Source organism: Micrococcus sp. KRD026 (genome assembly GCF_017168445.1).
GTDB lineage: Bacteria > Actinomycetota > Actinomycetes > Actinomycetales > Micrococcaceae > Micrococcus > Micrococcus luteus.
The window spans coordinates 37,988-56,545 of record NZ_JABFBA010000031.1; the positions used below are offsets into that span (position 1 = coordinate 37,988).

18 protein-coding genes are annotated in these 18,558 nt (G+C 73.0%); 9 read left to right on the forward strand and 9 right to left on the reverse strand.

The genetic code is table 11. The annotated features are described in order from the left end of the window. Positions 1-13: 13 nt before the first annotated feature. Both J1M40_RS11270 and J1M40_RS11275 read right to left on the reverse strand, forming a co-directional pair. Positions 14-772, reverse strand: a complete 759-nt coding sequence (locus tag J1M40_RS11270) for an SDR family oxidoreductase (protein WP_036315231.1) — start codon at positions 770-772, stop codon at positions 14-16. 37 nt (positions 773-809) lie between these two features. After that, complete coding sequence (locus J1M40_RS11275) at positions 810-1,556, reverse strand: beta-ketoacyl-ACP reductase (RefSeq protein ID WP_036315234.1); 747 nt, start codon at positions 1,554-1,556, stop codon at positions 810-812. A 171-nt stretch (positions 1,557-1,727) separates the two neighbouring features. Between J1M40_RS11275 and J1M40_RS11280 the strand changes: the two genes are divergently transcribed. Genes J1M40_RS11280 through J1M40_RS11290 form a run of 3 tightly spaced genes read left to right on the forward strand, consistent with a single transcriptional unit; the run spans position 1,728 to position 3,477 of the window. Further along, complete coding sequence (locus J1M40_RS11280) at positions 1,728-2,195, forward strand: DUF3099 domain-containing protein (RefSeq protein ID WP_036315237.1); 468 nt, start codon at positions 1,728-1,730, stop codon at positions 2,193-2,195. 26 nt (positions 2,196-2,221) lie between these two features. Next, complete coding sequence (locus tag J1M40_RS11285) at positions 2,222-2,563, forward strand: hypothetical protein (protein ID WP_152743496.1); 342 nt, start codon at positions 2,222-2,224, stop codon at positions 2,561-2,563. Beyond that, complete coding sequence (locus J1M40_RS11290; protein ID WP_036315243.1) at positions 2,560-3,477, forward strand: SURF1 family protein; 918 nt, start codon at positions 2,560-2,562, stop codon at positions 3,475-3,477. The genes J1M40_RS11285 and J1M40_RS11290 overlap by 4 nt, the downstream gene beginning before the upstream one ends. A 30-nt stretch (positions 3,478-3,507) precedes the next feature. Here J1M40_RS11290 and abc-f read toward each other — a convergent pair whose 3' ends face one another. Then, the gene (gene abc-f / locus J1M40_RS11295; RefSeq protein ID WP_036315246.1) at positions 3,508-5,106 is read right to left on the reverse strand and encodes a ribosomal protection-like ABC-F family protein; all 1,599 of its coding nucleotides are present in this window, start codon (positions 5,104-5,106) and stop codon (positions 3,508-3,510) included. A gap of 173 nt (positions 5,107-5,279) precedes the next feature. Between abc-f and J1M40_RS11300 the strand changes: the two genes are divergently transcribed. Further along, positions 5,280-6,182 carry a neutral zinc metallopeptidase gene (locus J1M40_RS11300; RefSeq protein ID WP_342356905.1) on the forward strand — a complete coding sequence of 301 codons (903 nt, stop codon included), beginning with the start codon at positions 5,280-5,282 and terminating at the stop codon, positions 6,180-6,182. A gap of 108 nt (positions 6,183-6,290) precedes the next feature. Here J1M40_RS11300 and J1M40_RS11305 read toward each other — a convergent pair whose 3' ends face one another. The 5 genes from J1M40_RS11305 to J1M40_RS11325 form a co-directional block, all read right to left on the reverse strand. After that, a complete protein-coding gene (locus J1M40_RS11305) occupies positions 6,291-6,617 on the reverse strand; it encodes a metal-sulfur cluster assembly factor (RefSeq protein ID WP_002855327.1) in 327 nt (108 codons plus the stop codon). 1 nt (position 6,618) lies between these two features. Next, positions 6,619-7,383 (reverse strand): Fe-S cluster assembly ATPase SufC, encoded by a 765-nt coding sequence (gene sufC, locus J1M40_RS11310; protein ID WP_069941297.1) that lies wholly within the window; start codon positions 7,381-7,383, stop codon positions 6,619-6,621. A gap of 46 nt (positions 7,384-7,429) precedes the next feature. After that, positions 7,430-8,668 carry a Fe-S cluster assembly protein SufD gene (gene sufD / locus J1M40_RS11315; RefSeq protein ID WP_036382717.1) on the reverse strand — a complete coding sequence of 413 codons (1,239 nt, stop codon included), beginning with the start codon at positions 8,666-8,668 and terminating at the stop codon, positions 7,430-7,432. 1 nt (position 8,669) lies between these two features. Continuing rightward, positions 8,670-10,142, reverse strand: a complete 1,473-nt coding sequence (gene sufB, locus J1M40_RS11320; protein ID WP_063189240.1) for a Fe-S cluster assembly protein SufB — start codon at positions 10,140-10,142, stop codon at positions 8,670-8,672. A 76-nt stretch (positions 10,143-10,218) separates the two neighbouring features. Further along, on the reverse strand, positions 10,219-11,004 hold the full coding sequence (locus J1M40_RS11325; protein ID WP_306452712.1) for a metalloregulator ArsR/SmtB family transcription factor: 786 nt from the start codon (positions 11,002-11,004) through the stop codon (positions 10,219-10,221). 50 nt (positions 11,005-11,054) lie between these two features. On the opposite strand from J1M40_RS11325, the gene J1M40_RS11330 reads away from it, so the two are divergent. Genes J1M40_RS11330 through J1M40_RS11340 form a run of 3 tightly spaced genes read left to right on the forward strand, consistent with a single transcriptional unit; the run spans position 11,055 to position 13,852 of the window. Beyond that, the gene (locus tag J1M40_RS11330) at positions 11,055-12,020 is read left to right on the forward strand and encodes an ABC transporter ATP-binding protein (RefSeq protein ID WP_223247537.1); all 966 of its coding nucleotides are present in this window, start codon (positions 11,055-11,057) and stop codon (positions 12,018-12,020) included. Further along, entirely contained in the window at positions 12,017-12,793 is a 777-nt protein-coding gene (locus J1M40_RS11335) for an ABC transporter permease (RefSeq protein WP_036315265.1), read from the forward strand. The genes J1M40_RS11330 and J1M40_RS11335 overlap by 4 nt, the downstream gene beginning before the upstream one ends. A gap of 42 nt (positions 12,794-12,835) precedes the next feature. Then, the gene (locus tag J1M40_RS11340) at positions 12,836-13,852 is read left to right on the forward strand and encodes a heme A synthase (RefSeq protein ID WP_069941296.1); all 1,017 of its coding nucleotides are present in this window, start codon (positions 12,836-12,838) and stop codon (positions 13,850-13,852) included. Positions 13,853-13,939: 87 nt separating this feature from the next. Here J1M40_RS11340 and J1M40_RS11345 read toward each other — a convergent pair whose 3' ends face one another. After that, entirely contained in the window at positions 13,940-14,923 is a 984-nt protein-coding gene (locus tag J1M40_RS11345; RefSeq protein WP_036315269.1) for a heme o synthase, read from the reverse strand. Between the two features lie 262 nt (positions 14,924-15,185). Between J1M40_RS11345 and tkt the strand changes: the two genes are divergently transcribed. Then, positions 15,186-17,360, forward strand: a complete 2,175-nt coding sequence (tkt, locus tag J1M40_RS11350; RefSeq protein ID WP_036315272.1) for a transketolase — start codon at positions 15,186-15,188, stop codon at positions 17,358-17,360. 59 nt (positions 17,361-17,419) lie between these two features. Next, complete coding sequence (gene tal / locus J1M40_RS11355; protein ID WP_063189246.1) at positions 17,420-18,538, forward strand: transaldolase; 1,119 nt, start codon at positions 17,420-17,422, stop codon at positions 18,536-18,538. Positions 18,539-18,558 lie beyond the last annotated feature (20 nt).

Sequence of the window (18,558 nt, forward strand, 5' to 3'; positions counted from 1 at the left end):
GGTGTGGTGCGGTTCAGTTCTGCTGGAGGAAGTCCTCGGCGCCGCCCACGAGCTCGGTGTGGCCGACCTCGAGGTCCTCGCGGCCCACGAGGGAGGCGATCTCGGCGGCGAACTCCTCCACGGAGTAGAGCTTGCCGGCGGCCTCGCGGCGGGCCTCGATGGCACCGGGCTCGGCGCGGTCGAGCAGGGTGGCGGTGATGGTGCCCTCGATCATGTCGCCGGAGACCACCACGAAGCCCACGCCCTTCTCTGCGAACGCGGGGATGCGCTCGCGCAGGGCGTCCTCGCCGGCGCGCTTGGAGCGGGCCACGGGCTCGTAGGAGTCCATCGTGGCGACCTCGTCGATGAAGTGCGCCTGGTGGGAGGTCACGAACACGATCTGCCCGCCGGCACCCATGCGCTCGAGCGCGGCGTCGGCCAGCGCGGCCTGGGCGTCACGGTTGAGCTTCAGGGCGTAGTCCTCGCCGAACTGGGACTCCATGCCGCCCGAGGCGTTGAGCACGAGCACGTCGAGCGAGCCGAAGTGCTCCACGGCGGCGTCCAGCAGCGCGGCCCGATCCTCGGCGACGGTCACGTCGCCGCCCACGGCCACGGCGCGGCCGCCGGCGTCCTCGATCCTCTGCACCACCTTGTTCGCGCGCGGCGCCTTCTGGCGGTAGTTCACCACGACGCCCGCGCCGCGGGCGGCCAGCAGCTCGGCGGTGGCGGCTCCGATGCCGCGGGAGGAGCCGGTGACGACGACGCCGCGTCCGGCCAGGTCCTGCTCGGTCATGTTCTGTGCTTCCTGTCTGCTCAGCGGTCGGTGGTCGTCAGTGGCCCATGCCCAGGCCGCCGTCCACGGGGATCACGGCCCCGGAGATGTACGCGGCCTCGTCCGAGGCCAGCCAGCGCACGACGCCGGCCACCTCCTCCGGGGCGGCGAAGCGGCCGGCCGGGATGGACGTCTTGTACTGGGCCTTGAGCTCGTCGTCGAGGGACTGCGTCATCTCGGTGTCGATGTAGCCGGGGGCCACGACGTTCGCGGTCACGCCGCGCGCGCCGAGCTCGCGCGTGATCGAGCGGGCCATCCCGACGAGGCCGGACTTGGAGGCGGCGTAGTTGACCTGGCCGGGCGAGCCGAGCAGGCCCACCACGGAGGAGACCAGGACGATGCGTCCGCGCTTCAGGCGCATCATGCCCTTGGTGGCGCGCTGCACCACGCGGAAGGCGCCGGTGAGGTTCGTGTCGATCACCGAGGTGAAGTCGTCCTCGGACATGCGCAGCAGCAGCTGGTCGTGGGTAATGCCGGCGTTGGCCACGAGCACCTCGACCGGGCCGTGGACCTCCTCGACCTCGCGGAAGGCCGCGTCCACGGAGGCCGCGTCCGTCACGTCGGCCCGGACCGCGAGGACCCCCTCCGGCCCCTCCCCCGAGCGGGAGGTGATGGCCACCCGGTCGCCGTGCGCGGCGAACGCCCGGGCGATGGCCAGGCCGATGCCGCGATTGCCCCCCGTGACGAGGACGCTGCGGCCGGCGGCCTGCGCGTCCGCTGCGGGCGTGGTGGTCTGATCGGCCATGGGAACACCTTCCGGACGGGACGGGACTAGACTGAAGCACCGGCGCGGCGCCGTCGACGCCGTCCTGCGGGACGCCGCCGAGGGCGGGCGCGCCGGCATGTGAACCACCACTCTACGTCCGCGGCCACGCGGGGGCCCTCCGCAGGGCGCGACGTGCCAGGAGGATGCGCCATGACCAGCTCCGCCGCCGGCTCCCGAGCCGGCCGTCCCGCCCGCGCCGGGCGCGGGACGACACCGGAGGTCCAGGGGGTCACCACCGCCGCCGCCGGCCGCAGCGCGGACCGGGAGGCGCGCATGAAGGTCTACCTGGTCCAGATGCTGCTCCGCACCGCCTGCTTCGTCGCCGCGCTCTTCACCCACGGCTGGTGGCAGCTCGGGTTCATCCTCGGCGCGGTCGTGCTGCCCTACGTCGCCGTCGTGCGCGTGAACAACACCGGCCCGCAGCAGGCCGGCACCCTGCGCGCCGTGCCCGCCCAGGGACCCGCCCTGGCCCCCCGCCCCGACGACACGGCGGCGCCCAAGCCGGTCGTGCTCACCGGCGACCTCGTGGACGACCCGCGCGACCGTGCGCCCCGGGCGCTGGGCCGAGGGTCCTCGTCCGCCGGCGGTCCCGGCCTGCCCGGACGGGGCGCCGCGTGATCGGGGCGGGCCCGGGTGAGCCGGGCATGGACCTGCTGGGCGCCCTCGCGTCCGGCCGCCTCGACCCCGCCGCCGGTGCCTCCGCCGCCCGATCCCCGCACGCCGCAGCGGACGGGCCCGAGCGGCCGGTCTGCTCGCGCCGCGGGTGCACCGCGGAGGCGACCTGGGCCCTGGAGTGGAACAACCCGCGCGTCCACGCCCCGGACCGCGTGAAGACCTGGCTGGCCTGCGCGGACCATCGACCCTTCCTGGACGACTTCCTGAGCGCCCGCGGCTTCCTGCGGCGCTCCCGCCCACTCGACCCGCCCGCCACGGAGGCGCCCGAGGTCGAGACGCCCGAGACCCCGCAGGAGCCCCCGCGCCCATGAGCACCCCCGCACCCATGTCGGCCCCGACCGCCCGCGACGCCGAACGCCTGCCTCCCCTGCGCTTCGGCTTCCTCGCCACCGGCCCGTGGATCCTCGGCTTCGTGCTGTGCATCCTCTTCGCGTTCCTGTGCCATGCGCTCGCCCAGTGGCAGTGGGACCGCCGCGTGGAGGTCCAGCACCGCGTCAACCGCGTCCTGGAGAACTACGACGACGACCCGGTCCCGTTCGCCGAGGCCTCCCGGCTGTTCACCGCGTTCCAGACCGAGGACGAGTGGACGCCTGTGACACTGACCGGCGAGTACCTCGTCGACGAGACGCTCATCGTCCGCAACCGTCCCCGCGCCGGCCAGCCCGGCTACGAGGTGCTCGTGCCGTTCCGGACGGACGAGGGCCCCGTCGTCGTGGTGGACCGCGGCTGGCTCCCGGTGGGCAACAGCCCGGGTCAGCCGGACGCCGTGCCGGCCCCGCCCGCCGGCCACGCCGAGGTCGTGGTGCGGGTCAAGCCCGGGGAGCCGGCCCTGGACCGCGACGCCCCGGACGGCCAGGTGCCCTCGATCGACCTCGCCGAGATCGCCGACACCGTGGGCGGGCCCGTGGCCGGGACGGCCTACGGGATCATGGTCACGGAGGACCCGGCGGTGGAGTCGATGCCGCAGAAGCTCGTCGAGCCCACCCTGGACGAGGGCCCGCACCTGTCCTACGCGATCCAGTGGTACCTGTTCGCGGCCATGGGCTTCGGGGTGTGGGGGTACTCCGCGTGGATGCGCGCCCGCAACGACCGGGCCGACGCCCTCGACGACGCCGCGGACGACGGGCTGCTCTCCGCGCACCGGGTCCCCCGCGCCAAGCCGGCCCGGCGGCGGCGCGACGGGCGGCTTACGGACGAGGAGGCCGAGGACGCGCTCTTCGACTGAGCCCGCCCTCCGCCTCGGCGGCCCGCGCACTCAGGCGAGGGTGATGAGGTCCCTGTAGTCGTCGTTCCAGAGGTCCTCGACCCCGTCCGGCAGCAGCACCACGCGCTCGGGGTCGAGCGCCTCGACGGCGCCCTCGTCGTGGGTCACGAGCACCACGGCACCCTCGTACTGGCGCAGCGCATGGAGGATCTCCTCACGGCTGGCGGGGTCGAGGTTGTTCGTGGGCTCGTCCAGCAGCAGCACGTTCGCGCTCGAGGCCACGAGCGTGGCCAGCGCCAGGCGGGTCTTCTCGCCACCGGAGAGGACGCGGGCGGGCTTGTCGACGTCGTCGCCCTGGAAGAGGAACGATCCGAGCAGCGTGCGCGCCTGGGTGTCGCCGAGCTGCGGGGCGGCGTGGCGCATGTTGTCCAGGACCGACGCGTCCTGGTCCAGGGTGTCGTGCTCCTGGGCGAAGTAGCCCAGCTTGAGCCCGTGGCCCGCCTGGACCTCGCCGGTGTCCGGGGTCTCCTCCCCGGCGAGCATGCGCAGCAGCGTCGTCTTGCCGGCGCCGTTGTAGCCCAGGATCACCACGCGCGAGCCGCGGTCGATCGCCAGGTCCACTCCCGTGAAGATCTCGAGCGAGCCGTAGGACTTGGAGAGGTTCTCGGCGCGCAGCGGCGTCTTGCCGGAGGCCTGCGGGGTGGGGAAGCGGATCGCGGCCACGCGGTCGACCGCGCGCTCGCCCTCGACGCCGCGCATGAGCCGCTCGGCGCGCTTGATCATGTTCTGCGCGGCGGTGGCCTTGGTCGCCTTGGCACGCATCTTCTCGGCCTGGGCCATGAGGGCCGAGGCCTTCTTCTCCGCGTTGGCGAACTCCCGGCGGCGGCGCGCCTCGTCCTGCTGGCGCTGGGCGAGGTAGTTCTTCCACGTCATGTTGTAGACGTCCATGGTCTGCCGGTTCGCGTCCAGGTAGAGGACCTTGTTCACGGTCATCTCCATGAGCTCCACGTCGTGCGAGATCATCAGGAGGCCGCCGGAGTAGGTCTTCAGGTAGTCGCGCAGCCACACGATCGAGTCGTGGTCGAGGTGGTTGGTGGGCTCGTCCAGCAGCATGATGTCCGCGTCGGAGAAGAGGATGCGGGCGAGCTCCACGCGGCGGCGCTGGCCGCCGGAGAGGGTGTGCAGCGGCTGGTCCAGGACGCGGTCCGGCAGGCCGAGGTTGGACGTGATCCGGGCGGCCTCGGACTCGGCCGCGTAGCCGCCGCGGGCCTCGAACTCCGCCTCCAGACGGGAGTAGCGGTTCATCGCCCGCTCCCGCTCGGCGTCGTCGACGGCGGCCATCCCGGCCTCGGCCTCACGCATGCGGCGGATCGTCTGGTCCAGGTCGCGGGCGGAGAGGATGCGGTCGCGGCCGGACTGGTCCATGTCCTCGACCTTGGGGTCCTGGGGCAGGTAGCCGATGCGCCCGGTCCGGGTCACCGTGCCCGCCGTGGGCTGCCCGCCGCCGGCCAGGACCTTGGTCAGCGTCGTCTTGCCGGCGCCGTTGCGCCCCACGAGGCCGACCTTGTCCCCCTTGTCCACGCGGAAGTTCACCTCGTCCATGAGGAGACGGGCGCCCACGCGCAGTTCGACATCGGTGACGGTCAGCATGGGGGTGTCAGACTCCAGGGGTCGAGGGAAGGACAGGGGTGCACCGGCGGGGCCGGCCGATCTCGACGGGCGGGGGCCAGTGCGGTGCCGGGCCAGTCTAGTCCGTCTACACTCTGGCCCCATGAGCTTCAACGAGAACGTGCAGATCGACGCCGGCCGGGCCCGATCGGGCGGTGGCGGCGGGCTGGGGGCTGGGGGGCCGGGGCATCGCCATCGGCGGTGGCGGCGGCCTGCTCGCGTTGCTGCTCGCGATCTTCGCCCCCGGGCTGGCCGAGCAGCTCGGGATCGACACGGGCGGCGGGTCCGTCGGCCAGAGCCAGTACCAGCAGCAGACGGGCTCGGGCGGCCAGAGCCAGCCCCTCTCGGACGAGGAGTGCGCCAGCGGTGCGGACGCCAACCAGAACACGGACTGCCGCGTCATCGCGACCACCGAGGCCGCGGACGAGTTCTGGGGCGAGTACCTCGCGCAGTTCTCGGACATCCAGTGGCGCCAGCCGCAGCTGACCCTGTTCCAGGGCGGCGTGAGCACCGGCTGCGGCAGCGCCTCCTCGGCCACGGGCCCGTTCTACTGCCCGGCGGACGAGTCCATGTACTTCGACACCGCGTTCTTCGAGACGCTGCAGACCGATTTCGGCGCCGAGGGCGGACCGCTGGCGGAGGAGTACATCGTGGCGCACGAGTACGGCCACCACGTTCAGCAGGTGACCGGCTACCTGCAGCACTCCAAGGACGGGACCACCGGCCCCACCTCCGGCGCCGTGCGCGCAGAGCTGCAGGCCGACTGCTTCGCCGGCATGTGGGCCGGGCACGCCGCCTCCACCGTGGACCCCGAGTCCGGCGCGCCGTTCCTGAAGCCGATCTCGCAGGACCAGCTGCGCCAGGCCATCGACGCGGCCTCCGCCGTGGGCGATGACCGCATCCAGTCCACCCACACCGGCCGGGTGGACCCCGAGGCGTTCACGCACGGCACCTCGGAGCAGCGCATGGCCTGGTTCATGCGCGGCTACCAGAGCTCCCAGCAGGAGCCCGACATCCGCCAGTGCGACACGTTCCGGGCCTCCTCCCTGGACATCTGAGCCGGGAGCGCCGGGGCGCCTGCCGGCCCGTCCGCACTCCCCCACCACGACGGCGGCCCGTCACCTTCTGCGCGAAGGTGACGGGCCGCCGTCGTCGTCCGGACCGGATCAGATGTTGAAGCCGAGGGCGCGCATCTGGTCGCGGCCGTCCTCGGTGATCCGCTCGGGGCCCCACGGGGGCATCCAGACCCAGTTCAGCCGCCACTCGTCCACCATGGTGCCGATCGCGCGGGAGACCTGGTCCTCGATTTCGTCCGTGAGCGGGCAGGCCGCGGTGGTCAGGGTCATGTCCACGAGCAGCGCGCCGTCGTCGGCGTAGTGCAGCCCGTAGAGCAGGCCCAGGTCCACGACGTTGACGCCCAGCTCCGGGTCGATCACGTCCTTGAGGGCCTCACGGATGTCCTCCGTGGGCGCCTGGTTCGTGGTCTCCGTCATCTCAGGCCCCCGCCGCGGCCTTCTCGAAGCGGGCGTAGCCCTCGGCCTCGAGCTGCTCGGCGAGCTCCGGGCCGCCGGACTCGGCGACGCGGCCGTCCACCAGCACGTGCACGTGGTCCGGCTTGATGTAGTTGAGGATCCGCGTGTAGTGGGTGATCAGCAGGGTGCCCATCTCGTTCTGCGCCTGGGCGCGGTTGACGCCCTCGGAGACGATGCGCAGCGCGTCGACGTCGAGGCCGGAGTCGGTCTCGTCGAGGATCGCGAACTTGGGCTTGAACAGCTCGAGCTGGAGGATCTCGGCGCGCTTCTTCTCGCCGCCGGAGAAGCCCTCGTTGACGTTGCGGTTCATGAACGCCGGGTCGATCTGCAGGGCCTCGAAGGCGCCCTTGACGTCCTTGGTCCAGGTGCGCAGCGAGGGGGCCTGGCCGTCGAGCGCGGTCTTGGCGGTGCGCAGGAAGTTGGTCATGGTGACGCCCGGGATCTCCACGGGGTACTGCATGGCCAGGAAGAGGCCGGCCTGCGCGCGCTCGTCGACGCTCATCTCCAGCACATCCTCGCCGTCGAGGGTGATGGAGCCGGAGGTGACCTCGTAGCGCGGGTGGCCGGCGATGGTCGAGGCCAGGGTGGACTTGCCGGAGCCGTTCGGGCCCATGATCGCGTGGGTCTCGCCCGTCTCGATGGTCAGGGAGAGGCCCTTCAGGATCTCCTTGGGGCCGTTCTCGGTCTCGATCTGCACGTGCAGGTCGGTGATCTGCAGGGTTGCCATGGTGGTTCTCCTCGGGTGGAAGGCGGTGGGGTCTGCGGGGCGTCGGTCAGAGCTGCGCGATGCGCAGCTCGTCCTCCATGACGGCGGTCAGCTCGTCCTCGACGTCGCCGATGCCGATCTTCTGGATGATCTCGTTGAGGAAGCCGCGCACGATCAGGCGGCGGGCCTCGGTCTCGGAGATGCCGCGGGCCATCAGGTAGAACAGCTGGGTCTCGTCGAAGCGGCCGGTCGCGGACGCGTGGCCCGCCCCCTCGATCACGCCGGTCTCGATCTCCAGGTTCGGCACCGAGTCCGCGCGCGCCCCGTCGGAGAGCAGCAGGTTCTGGTTCTTCTCGTACGTGTCCGTGCCCTCGGCCTCCTTGCGGATCAGCACGTCGCCCACCCACACGGTGCGCGCGTCCGTGCCCTGCAGGGCGCCCTTGTAGAGCACGTTCGAGACGCAGTCCGGCTGGTTGTGGTCCACGAACAGGCGGTTCTCGAGGTGCTGACCGGCGTCGGCGAAGTACAGGCCGTACATCTCGGCCTCGCCGCGCTCGGCGGCGAACCGCGCGGTCGGGGTCAGCCGCACCACGCCGCCGCCGTAGGACACGGCCACGTGCTTGAAGTGCGCGTTCGTGGCGACCGAGGCCTGCTGGGCCGAGACGTGCACGGCGTCGGCCTCCCAGGCCTGCAGCGCGACCACGTTCAGGCGGGCGTCGCGGCGCACGTCGAACTCGACGTTCTGGGCCAGCACGGCGGTGCCGCGGTGGGCGATCACGACGTCGGCCTGCGCGTTCTCCTCCACGAGCACGGTCAGGTGCATCGCGGCCGGGTCGGCGGAGGAGCCGACGACGTCGATGCGCACCGGCTCGGCGACCTCGCCGGAGATCGTCACGACGGTGGCCTCGGAGACCGAGTTCCAGGCCGCGGCGGACACGCGGTCGTCCGGGGTCAGGACGGAGCCGACGCGGGCGTCGTCGCGGGCCACGGTCTCCACCGTGACGCCGGCCTGCTCGGCCACGGTCACGGCGGGCGCGGCACCGGTCAGGCGCGCGTCGTCGCCCTCGGGCAGGTGCAGCCCGCCCAGGCGCTTGAGCGGGGTGAAGCGCCAGTCCTCCTCGCGCCCCGTGAGCACGGGGAAGTCGGACAGCTCGAAGGAGCTGAGGCGATCGGCGCGCGAGCCCGCGGCGTTGCGCTCCCGGCCCCCGGCCCGGGCGGCCGGGTTCTGCGCGGCAGTGAGCTTCTCGCCCTCCTCGCCCATGCCCGGGATCATGGTCCGCTGGGTGTTCTCCACGGTGTCGGTCATGTCAGCCCACCGATCCTTCCATCTGCAGTTCGATCAGCTTGTTGAGCTCGAGCGCGTACTCCATGGGCAGCTCGCGGGCGATCGGCTCGATGAAGCCGCGCACGATCATGGCCATGGCCTCGTCCTCGGACATGCCACGGCTCATGAGGTAGAAGAGCTGCTCCTCGGACACCTTCGAGACGGTCGCCTCGTGGCCGAGGGTCACGTCGTCCTCGCGGATGTCGATGTACGGGTACGTGTCGGAGCGGGAGACCGTGTCGACGAGCAGGGCGTCGCACACCACCGAGTTGGCGGAGCCGTTCGCGCCCTCGGCGATCTGCACCAGGCCGCGGTAGGCGGCGCGGCCGCCGCTGCGGGCCACGGACTTGGACACGATCGAGGAGTTCGTGTGCGGGGCCATGTGCACCATCTTGGAGCCGGTGTCCTGGTGCTGGTCCTTGCCCGCGAACGCGACGGAGAGGGTCTCGCCGGTGGCGTGCTCGCCGGTCAGGTACACGGCCGGGTACTTCATGGTCACCTTGGAGCCGATGTTGCCGTCGATCCACTCCATGGTGCCGCCGGCCTCGACCACGGCGCGCTTGGTCACGAGGTTGTACACGTTCGTGGACCAGTTCTGGATGGTGGTGTAGCGCACGCGGGCGTTCTTCTTCACCACGATCTCGACGACGGCAGAGTGCAGCGAGTCGGACTGGTAGATCGGGGCGGTGCAGCCCTCGATGTAGTGCACGTACGAGTCCTCGTCCGCGATGATCAGCGTCCGCTCGAACTGGCCCATGTTCTCCGTGTTGATGCGGAAGTAGGCCTGCAGCGGGATCTCCACGTGCACGCCCTTGGGCACGTACACGAAGGAGCCGCCGGACCACACGGCCGTGTTCAGGGAGGCGAACTTGTTGTCGCCGACCGGGATCACGCTGCCGAAGTACTCCTCGAAGATCTCCGGGTGCTCCTTGAGCGCGGTGTCGGTGTCGAGGAACACGACGCCCTGCTCCTCCAGGTCCTCGCGGATCTGGTGGTAGACGACCTCGGACTCGTACTGGGCGGCGACGCCGGCCACGAGACGCTCGCGCTCGGCCTCGGGGATGCCCAGGCGCTCGTAGGTGTTGCGGATGTCCTCGGGCAGGTCCTCCCAGGTCTTGGCCTGGCCCTCGGTGGAGCGCACGAAGTACTTGATGTTGTCGAAGTCGATGCCGGACAGGTCCGGGCCCCACGCCGGCATCGGCTTGCGCTCGAAGTACTTGAGGGCCTTGAGGCGCAGGTCACGCATCCACTCCGGCTCGTCCTTCTTGCCGGAGATGTCGCGCACGACGTCCTCGTTCAGACCGCGGACGGCCTTCTCGCCGGCCGCGTCGGAGTCGGCCCAGCCGTACTGGTAGGCGCCGATGGCGTTGAGCTCGGGGTTCTTGTCGAGGATCTCCTGGATCACGCCGGGGTCGGCGGTCTCCGCGGAGTCCCGCTGGACGATCTGGTCGGTCATCTCAGCCTCTCTCACTAGTCACTGCGGTCGGGGTCGGTCGGGTGGTCGGCGGGAGCCGGGGCGAGGCCCGCGCGGCTCAGTCGCGGCCCAGCGGCACATGTGTGGTGCACACGTGGGCGCCGGCGGCGAGGGTCGAGAGCCGGCGCACGTCCACCTCGAGCAGGCGGGCGAACAGCGCGGTCTCCTCTTCACAGAACTCCGGATGGCGCGCGGGAATTCCCTGGAACGGGCAGTGCCCCTGGCAGACCTGGTCCGCGCGGAGGGTGGGCGCCAGGCCCGCGCCGAAGTGGCGCAGCGTGCCGGCGTAGCCGGCCTCGTCGAGGACCCGCGCGAGGATCCGGGTGCGGTCCTGCAGCGCGGTCTCCCGGCCGTCGACGGCGGCCGTGAAGCGCTCCTCGATCTCGCGGAAGGCGTGGCGCGCGGTGCGGCGCACCTCCTCCTCCCCGCCGAGCTCCTCGAGGCGGGCCAGGGTGTCCAGGGCGACGGCGAGGTGGTCCTTGGGCAGGTGCTCCTGCGCGTGCGAGGTGACCACGTAGCGGCGGGAGGGCCGTCCCGCGCCGCGGGCCGCGGTGACCCGCTTGACCTCGACGAGCGAGTCCTCCTCGAGCGCGTCCAGATGGCGGCGCACGGCGGCCGCGGTCAGCTCCAGCTCGCGGCCGATCTCGGCCGCGCTCACGGGTCCACGCGTCAGGACCAGCTGCAGCACACGCTCGCGCGTGCCCTCGGCCGGGGCCGGAGCGGGGGGCGACGCAGACTGATCCGAATACACCACGCCATCATGACCTATTGATCTGGAACGGTTCAAGTGAGGCTCACCTGGCTTGATGACGCCCACGGCGGAACCCGCCGCAGGCCCGGGCACCCCCGGCCCCACGAGCCGGGGTCGCAGGGCCCGAGGACTAGACTGGCACAGTGCCCCGACCTCCCCTGACCCCGGATCCCGTGCCGCGCGACGAGCCCGTCCTGCGCCTGAGCGACGTCCACCGGAGCCTCGGCCGCGGCCGGTCCCGCACCCCCGTCCTGCGGGGCGTCGACCTCACTGCCCGTGCCGGCGCCGTCACGGTGCTGCTCGGCCCCAACGGGGCCGGCAAGTCCACCACCCTCGGCCTCTGCCACGGCATGGACCGGCCCGACGCCGGCACCGTGCGCGTGTTCGGCGCAGACCCGTGGCGGGCCTCCGCCGACCTGCGCGCCCGCATCGGCGTGATGTGGCAGGAGGGCGGCCTGCCGCCCGCGATCCCCGCCCGCCGCTTCGTCGGCCACGTGGCGTCCCTGTACCGCGACCCGCTGCCCGTCGAGCCGCTGCTGGAGCGCCTGCTGATCGCCGAGGTCGCCGGCCGCCCCCTGCGCCGCCTCTCCGGTGGCCAGCGCCAGCGCGTCGCGCTCGCGGCCGCCCTCGTCGGCCGGCCGGACATGCTGTTCCTCGACGAGCCCACCGCGGGCCTCGACCCGGAGACCCGGCCCGTCGTGCACGACGTCGTGCGTGAACAGACCGACCGCGGCGCCGCCGTGCTGCTGACCACGCACCTGCTCGACGACGCCGAGCGGCTCGCGGACGACGTCGCCATCCTGCGCGCCGGCCGCGTGGTGCGCTCCGGCTCGCTGGCCGAGCTCACGCGCGTGGCCGAGGGCGACGTCGTCGACGTGGACTTCGGCGACGCCTCCCCCGACGCCGTCCGCGCCTGGGCCGACACCCTGCCCGCGCCGCTGCGCGCGGCCGGCCTCGACGAGTCCGCCCGCCTGCGCGTGGCCGGCGTCCGCGGCCCGGACGACCTGGCCGTCCTCGCCGCGAGCTGGCGGGAGCACGCCCTGATGCCCACCCGATTCGAGCGCGCCGGACTGCGCCTCGAGCAGATCCTCCGGGAGACCGCCGCATGAGCACGCCCGTCGTCGACCACCGCGCCCCGGCCGGCACCGGAGCCCACGCCGGCGCCGCCCCGCTGGCCGCCCGCGTCCTGCGTCAGGCCGGCTACGAGACCGGCACCGCGCTGCGCAACGGCGAGCAGCTGCTCGTCACCGTGGTGCTGCCCCTGCTCGCGCTCGTGGGCGTGCACGTCACCGGCCTGCTGGACGCCCCCGGCCGCTCGGGCCTGGACGTGGCCGTGCCCGGCGTGCTCGCCCTGGCCGTGATCAGCTCCGCGTTCACGGCCACCGCGATCGCCACGGGCTTCGAGCGTCGCTACGACGTGCTCGCCGCCCTGGCCACCACCCCGCTGGGCACGCTCGGCCTCGTCGCCGGCAAGGCCCTGGCGGTGGTGGCCCTCCTGCTGGTGCAGGTGAGCGTGATCGGCGGCGTCGGCCTGGCGCTCGGCTGGCGTCCGGACCCCGAGGGGATCCTGCCGGCCCTCGTCGCCCTCGCGCTGGGGGCCGCCGCCTTCACGGCCCTCGGGCTGCTGCTCGCCGGCACGGCCCGGCCGGAGGCGACCCTCGCCGTCGCCAACCTGCTGTGGGTGCTGTTCGGCGCCGTCGGCGGCACGGTGTTCCCCGCGCGGGTGCCCGGCGTGGACCTGCTCCCCTCCGGCGCGCTGGGCACGGCCCTGCGGGCCGCCCTCCTGGACGGGGCCTGGTCGCCCGTCCCCCTGCTCGTGCTCACCCTGTGGGGCGCCGTGGCCGTCGCGGCCGCGCTCCGCTGGTTCCGCTGGCGGCCCTGAGCCGTTCCCCGTCCCCCTGCATCGAACGATCGGAAGGACACCGTGTCCACCACCACCCCCGCGGCCGGGACCGCCCCGGCCGGGCTCGCCGCCCGCCTGCCGCAGCGCCTCACGAAGGCCACCATGGCCCTCGCCGTGGCGTCCCTGGCGTCCGAGATCGGCATCATCGTCACCGGCGGCGCCGTGCGCCTCACCGGCTCCGGCCTGGGCTGCCCCACGTGGCCCAAGTGCTCACCCGAGTCCCTCACCAACACCCCAGAGATGGGCATCCACGGCTACATCGAATTCGGCAACCGGACGCTGACGTTCGTCCTGGTGGTCATCGCCGCCGCCATGTTCCTGTCCCTGTGGAACCTGCGCGGCACCCACCGGAGCCCCTTCTGGCTCTCCGTGGGCCTGCTGGCCGGCATCCCCGCGCAGGCCCTCGTGGGCGGCGTCGTGGTCCTGACGAATCTGAACCCGTGGTGGGTGGCCGGTCACTTCATCGTGTCCTCGATCATGGTCGCCGTGGCGACCCTGCTCGTGGTGCGCATCGCCGCCGAGCGCCGCGCCGGCCGGGCGGGCGTGCCCCTCGTGGACGGCGCCACCACCGTCCGGTCCCGTGCCGCCGCCTGGGCGGCGTTCGCGCTGACGTGGGCCGCCGTGTACCTGGGCACCGTGGTGACCGGCACGGGCCCGCACTCCGGCGACCCCGGCTCGCCGCGCCACGAGTTCGACCCGCTGCTGGTCACCCGGATCCACGTGATCCCGGTGTACCTGCTCCTGGCGGCCGCCCTGGTCCTGTTCTTCACGGTGCGCCGCGCGGCCGGCGCCTCCCGCCTGCAGCGCGCCGCCGTGCTGCGGCTCCTGCTCGCCCTCGTGTTCCAGGCCGCCGTGGGCTACACCCAGCACTTCACGGGCCTGCCGATCGGTGTGGTCCTGCTGCACATGCTCGGCTCGGCACTGCTCGTGGCGTCGGCGACGGAGGCCTGGGACCGGCAGGTCGCCCGCTACGTCACGGCCGGACCCGGTGCCGCGGTCGAGACCGCCACGCCCGCGCGCACCGTCGCCGCGGGCTGACGCCCCGCGCACGCGAACGGCCCCGCACCGGCTGGTGCGGGGCCGTCGTCGTCGGCGTCCCGGGGAGCGCTGGGGGCGGACCGGCGCTCAGGCGCCGAAGTGCATCAGCGGCGCACCCACGAACGGGTCCACGGCCAGGGCGATGAACAGCAGCGTCAGGTAGGTGATGGAGAGGTGGAAGACCTTCATGGCCTTGCGGTCCTCGAAGTCCTCGCGCTGGGCCTGCACCTGCAGCACGTGGGACTCCCAGATGAACCAGCCGCCGACGACGAGCGCGACCGCGGTGTAGACGATGCCGGCCCAGCCCATCGGCACGAGCAGGAGGGAGCAGGCCACGGTGGCCCACGCGTAGAGCACGACCTGGTTGGAGACGTGGCGCGCGGAGGCGATGGCGCCGAGCATCGGCACGTCGGCCTGCTGGTAGTCGCGCTTGTACTTCATGGACAGCGGCCAGTAGTGCGGGGGCGTCCACAGGAAGACCACGAGGAACAGCACGATGGCCGGCCACTCGACGGTCCCGCGCACGGCCGCCCAGCCGATCAGCACGGGGAAGCAGCCGGCGATGCCGCCCCACACGATGTTCTGCTCCGTGCGGCGCTTGAGCACGAGCGAGTACACGACCACGTAGAAGAAGATGGCGGCCACACCCAGGCCGGCCGCCAGCCAGTTGGCGCCGAACCCGAGGATCAGGATGGACACGACCGTCTGCACCCACGCGAACACGAGGGCCTCGCGGGGGGTGACCTCGCCGGTGACGAGCGGCCGGTTCTCGGTGCGCTTCATGACCCGGTCGATGTCGCGGTCGATGTAGCAGTTGAAGGTGCCGGAGGCGCCGGCGGCGAGCGCACCGCCGACGAGCGTGGCGATCATGGTGAGCACGTCCGGGAAGCCGCGCTGCGCGAAGATCATGGTCGGCAGCGTGGTCACCAGCAGCAGCTCGATCACCCGGGGCTTCGTCAGCTCGACGTACGCCCGGACCTTGCGGCGCAGGGGCAGCGGGGACCGGTCGACGACGCCGGGCTCGGCGGCGGCGACGCGGGCGGCGGACGGCGACTCCAGGGAGGATGACATCTGCTTCTCACGGTGAGGGGACGGTGGGCGTGCCCGTCCCGGGGTTCGGATCGGCCACTCGGGCGGTCCGCCTGCGGTCAGGCCTTGACCCAGTCTACTCGTGTCAACGGCTGTTCGCCCGGGGGCGAAGCATGTCATGAGGCGCCCGGTCGGGCCCGCCCCGCCGTCGCGCGGCTAGGCTGGGACGACGGCCCCGCGCCGCGACGCCCCGGCGTCGGCCGGGGCCGCACCCCGACGCTCCCGATCCGCCAGGAGAGAACCCGTGACCGACGCCGCGCAGCCGTCCACCCCCCCGACCCTGGACCGGGTGGCCCCGGCCCGCGGGTTCGTCTACTCGGAGCAGGACCGCCGGATGGTGGACACGCTCAAGGCGCTCTCGGCGGACGCCGTGGAGAAGGCCGGGCACGGCCACCCCGGCACCGCGATCTCGCTGGCCCCCGTGGCGTGGCAGCTGTACCAGAACGTCATGCACCTGGACCCCACGGACGACCGCTGGGAGGGCCGGGATCGCTTCATCCTCTCCGCGGGCCACGCCTCGCTCATCCAGTACCTGCAGTTGTTCGCCGCGGGCGCCGGGCTCGAGATCGAGGACATCCAGGGGCTGCGCACCGAGGGATCCAGGACCCCGGGCCACCCGGAGTACGGCCACACCCACGGCGTCGAGGTGACCACGGGTCCGCTGGGCCAGGGCCTGGCGATGGGCGTCGGCTTCGCGTACGAGCAGCGCCGCGTGCGCGGGCTGATGGACCCCGACGCCGCCCCCGGCACCTCCCCGTTCGACCACCACGTGTTCGTGCTCGCCTCCGACGGGGACATCCAGGAGGGCGTCGCCGCCGAGGCCTCCTCGCTGGCCGGGCACCAGGAGCTCGGGAACCTGGTCGTCGTCTACGACGCGAACCGCATCTCGATCGAGGACGACACGGACATCGCGTTCACCGAGGACGTGGTCCGCCGCTACGAGGCCTACGGCTGGCACGTGCAGGAGGTCGACTGGACCAACGGCGCCCAGGGCCACGCCGTGACCGAGTACACGGAGGACGTGGAGGCCCTGTACGACGCCCTCGTCGCGGCCAAGGCCGAGACCGGCCGGCCCTCGCTGATCAAGCTGCGCACCGTGATCGGCTGGCCCTCCCCCACGAAGCAGAACACCGGCGGCATCCACGGCTCCAAGCTCGGCACGGACGAGGTCGCCGGCCTCAAGGAGAGCCTCGGGCTGGACCCGACCAAGACCTTCGACGTCGACCCCGAGCTCCTGGCCCGCGCCCGGTCCATCGCCGAGCGCTCGGCAGAGTACCGCCGCGGCTGGGAGGTGGCGTTCCAGGCCTGGCGCGAGGCGAACCCGGAGAACGCGCGGCTGTACGACCGACTGGCCGGACGAGAGCTGCCCGCTGGCTTCGCGGACGCGTTCCCGTCCTGGGACGCGGACGAGAAGGGCCTGGCCACGCGCGCGGCCTCCGGAGAGGTGCTCACGGCCCTCGCGCCGGTCATGCCCGAGCTCTGGGGCGGCTCGGCCGACCTCGCCGGGTCGAACAACACCACCATGAAGGGCGAGCCCTCCTTCATCCCGGCCCGCCGCTCCACCGCCACGTGGCAGGGCCACGAGTACGGCCGCACCCTGCACTTCGGCGTCCGCGAGTTCGCGGCCGGGGCGATCGTCAACGGCATCACGATCGGCGGCCTGACCCGCGCGTACGTGGGCACGTTCCTGACGTTCTCCGACTACATGCGCCCCGCCGTCCGCCTGGCCGCCCTCATGGGCACCCCGAGCACGTACGTGTGGACGCACGACTCCATCGGCCTCGGCGAGGACGGCCCCACGCACCAGCCGGTGGAGCACCTGGCCGCCCTGCGGGCCATCCCCGGGCTCGACGTCGTCCGCCCGGCCGACGCCAACGAGACCGCGTGGGCGTGGCGGACGGTGCTCGAGCACCGGGACCGCCCGGCCGGGCTCGTCCTGTCCCGGCAGAGCCTGCCCGTGCTCCCCCGGGACACGGACGGCTTCGCCCCCGCCTCGGGCGTGGCCCGCGGCGCCTACGTCCTCATCGACGCCACGGATGCCGACGGCGCGCCGACGCCGGCCCGCGCGCTGCTGATCGCGACCGGCTCCGAGGTCTCCGTGGCCGTGCGGGCCCGCGCGCTGCTGCAGGCCGACGGCGTCCCGACCCGCGTCGTCTCCGCCCCCTGCCTCGAGTGGTTCGCCGAGCAGGACGAGGCCTACCGGGCCGAGGTCCTGCCCGACGGCCCCGACGCCCCGGTCCGCGTCTCCGTCGAGGCCGGCATCGCGATGCCGTGGTTCGAGCACACGGTGACGGCCTCCTCCCCGGGCGCCCGCGTGAGCCTCGAGCACTACGGCGAGTCGGCCGACGGCGCCCGCCTGATGGAGAAGTACGGATTCACTGGCGAGCACGTCGCCGAGGTGACCCGCGGCCTCCTCTGAGGCCCGGCGCCCACGGCGCCCCGAGCACGTCCACCCCGAAGGGAAGGCACCCGCAGACCATGAGCACCCCGCAGAACCCGAACACCGCCGCGCTGGCCCAGGCCGGTGTGTCGATCTGGCTCGACGACCTCTCCCGCACGCGGCTGGACGAGGGCACGCTCGAAGAGCTGATCGCCACCCGCTCGGTCACCGGCGTCACCACGAACCCGTCCATCTTCGCGGTCGCCCTCGCGGACGCGGGCGCCTACCAGGGACAGCTGCGCGACCTCGCCGCGGCCGGCGCCTCGGTGGACGAGGCCGTCGTCGCCCTGACGACCGAGGACGTGCGCCGCGCCGCCGACGTGCTCGCGCCCGTCCACGAGCGCACCGGCGGGGCGGACGGCTTCGTCTCCCTTGAGGTCGATCCGCGCCTGGCCCGCGACGCCGCCGGCACCGTGGCGCAGGCCCGCGAGCTGGCGGCGGCCGTCGACCGTCCCAACCTCATGGTGAAGATCCCCGCGACCGTGGAGGGCCTGTCCGCCATCGCGGACGTGCTCGGCGCGGGCATCAGCGTGAACGTGACCCTGATCTTCTCCCTGCCCCGCTACCGCCGGGTGCTCAACGCCTGGCTCACCGGCCTGGAGAAGGCCCGGGCGAACGGGCACGACGTCCGCCGCCTCCACTCGGTGGCCTCCTTCTTCGTCTCCCGTGTGGACACGGAGGTCGACGCGCGGCTGCGCGCGATCGGCACCCCCGAGGCCGAGGCGCTGACCGGCCGGGCCGCCGTCGCCAACGCGCGCCTGGCCTACCGAGCCTTCGAGCAGGCCCTGGACTCGGAGCGCTGGCGCCTGCTCGAGGCGGCCGGCGCCCCCGTGCAGCGGCCCCTGTGGGCCTCCACCGGCGTCAAGGACCCCGCCCTGCCGGACACGCTGTACGTCACCGAACTCGTGGCACCGCACACCGTGACCACCCTGCCGGAGAAGACCCTCGAGGCGGTCGCCGACCACGGGGTGATTGCGGCGGACACCGTCACGGGCGCCTACGCCGAGGCCGATGCCCTGCTCGACGCGGTCGGCGCGGCAGGCGTGTCCTACCAGGACGTCGTGGACGTGCTGGAGACTGAGGGCCTGGAGAAGTTCGAGGCCGCGTGGGACGAGCTGCTCGGCTCGGTCCGCTCCGGGCTCGACGCCCATCGCTGACCGCACCCGCCCCCCGACCC

What these genes read in the sequence shown, in the direction of transcription:
- J1M40_RS11270 (WP_036315231.1), bottom strand. Translation starts at nt 772, where the DNA reads ATGACCGAGCAGGACCTGGCCGGACGCGGCGTCGTCGTCACCGGCTCC.
- J1M40_RS11335 (WP_036315265.1), top strand. Translation starts at nt 12,017, where the DNA reads ATGAGCACGCCCGTCGTCGACCACCGCGCCCCGGCCGGCACCGGAGCC.
- J1M40_RS11280 (WP_036315237.1), top strand. Translation starts at nt 1,728, where the DNA reads ATGACCAGCTCCGCCGCCGGCTCCCGAGCCGGCCGTCCCGCCCGCGCC.
- J1M40_RS11275 (WP_036315234.1), bottom strand. Translation starts at nt 1,556, where the DNA reads ATGGCCGATCAGACCACCACGCCCGCAGCGGACGCGCAGGCCGCCGGC.
- abc-f (WP_036315246.1), bottom strand. Translation starts at nt 5,106, where the DNA reads ATGCTGACCGTCACCGATGTCGAACTGCGCGTGGGCGCCCGTCTCCTC.
- sufC (WP_069941297.1), bottom strand. Translation starts at nt 7,383, where the DNA reads ATGGCAACCCTGCAGATCACCGACCTGCACGTGCAGATCGAGACCGAG.
- tal (WP_063189246.1), top strand. Translation starts at nt 17,420, where the DNA reads ATGAGCACCCCGCAGAACCCGAACACCGCCGCGCTGGCCCAGGCCGGT.
- J1M40_RS11290 (WP_036315243.1), top strand. Translation starts at nt 2,560, where the DNA reads ATGAGCACCCCCGCACCCATGTCGGCCCCGACCGCCCGCGACGCCGAA.
- sufB (WP_063189240.1), bottom strand. Translation starts at nt 10,142, where the DNA reads ATGACCGACCAGATCGTCCAGCGGGACTCCGCGGAGACCGCCGACCCC.
- J1M40_RS11285 (WP_152743496.1), top strand. Translation starts at nt 2,222, where the DNA reads ATGGACCTGCTGGGCGCCCTCGCGTCCGGCCGCCTCGACCCCGCCGCC.
- sufD (WP_036382717.1), bottom strand. Translation starts at nt 8,668, where the DNA reads ATGACCGACACCGTGGAGAACACCCAGCGGACCATGATCCCGGGCATG.
- J1M40_RS11345 (WP_036315269.1), bottom strand. Translation starts at nt 14,923, where the DNA reads ATGTCATCCTCCCTGGAGTCGCCGTCCGCCGCCCGCGTCGCCGCCGCC.
- J1M40_RS11305 (WP_002855327.1), bottom strand. Translation starts at nt 6,617, where the DNA reads ATGACGGAGACCACGAACCAGGCGCCCACGGAGGACATCCGTGAGGCC.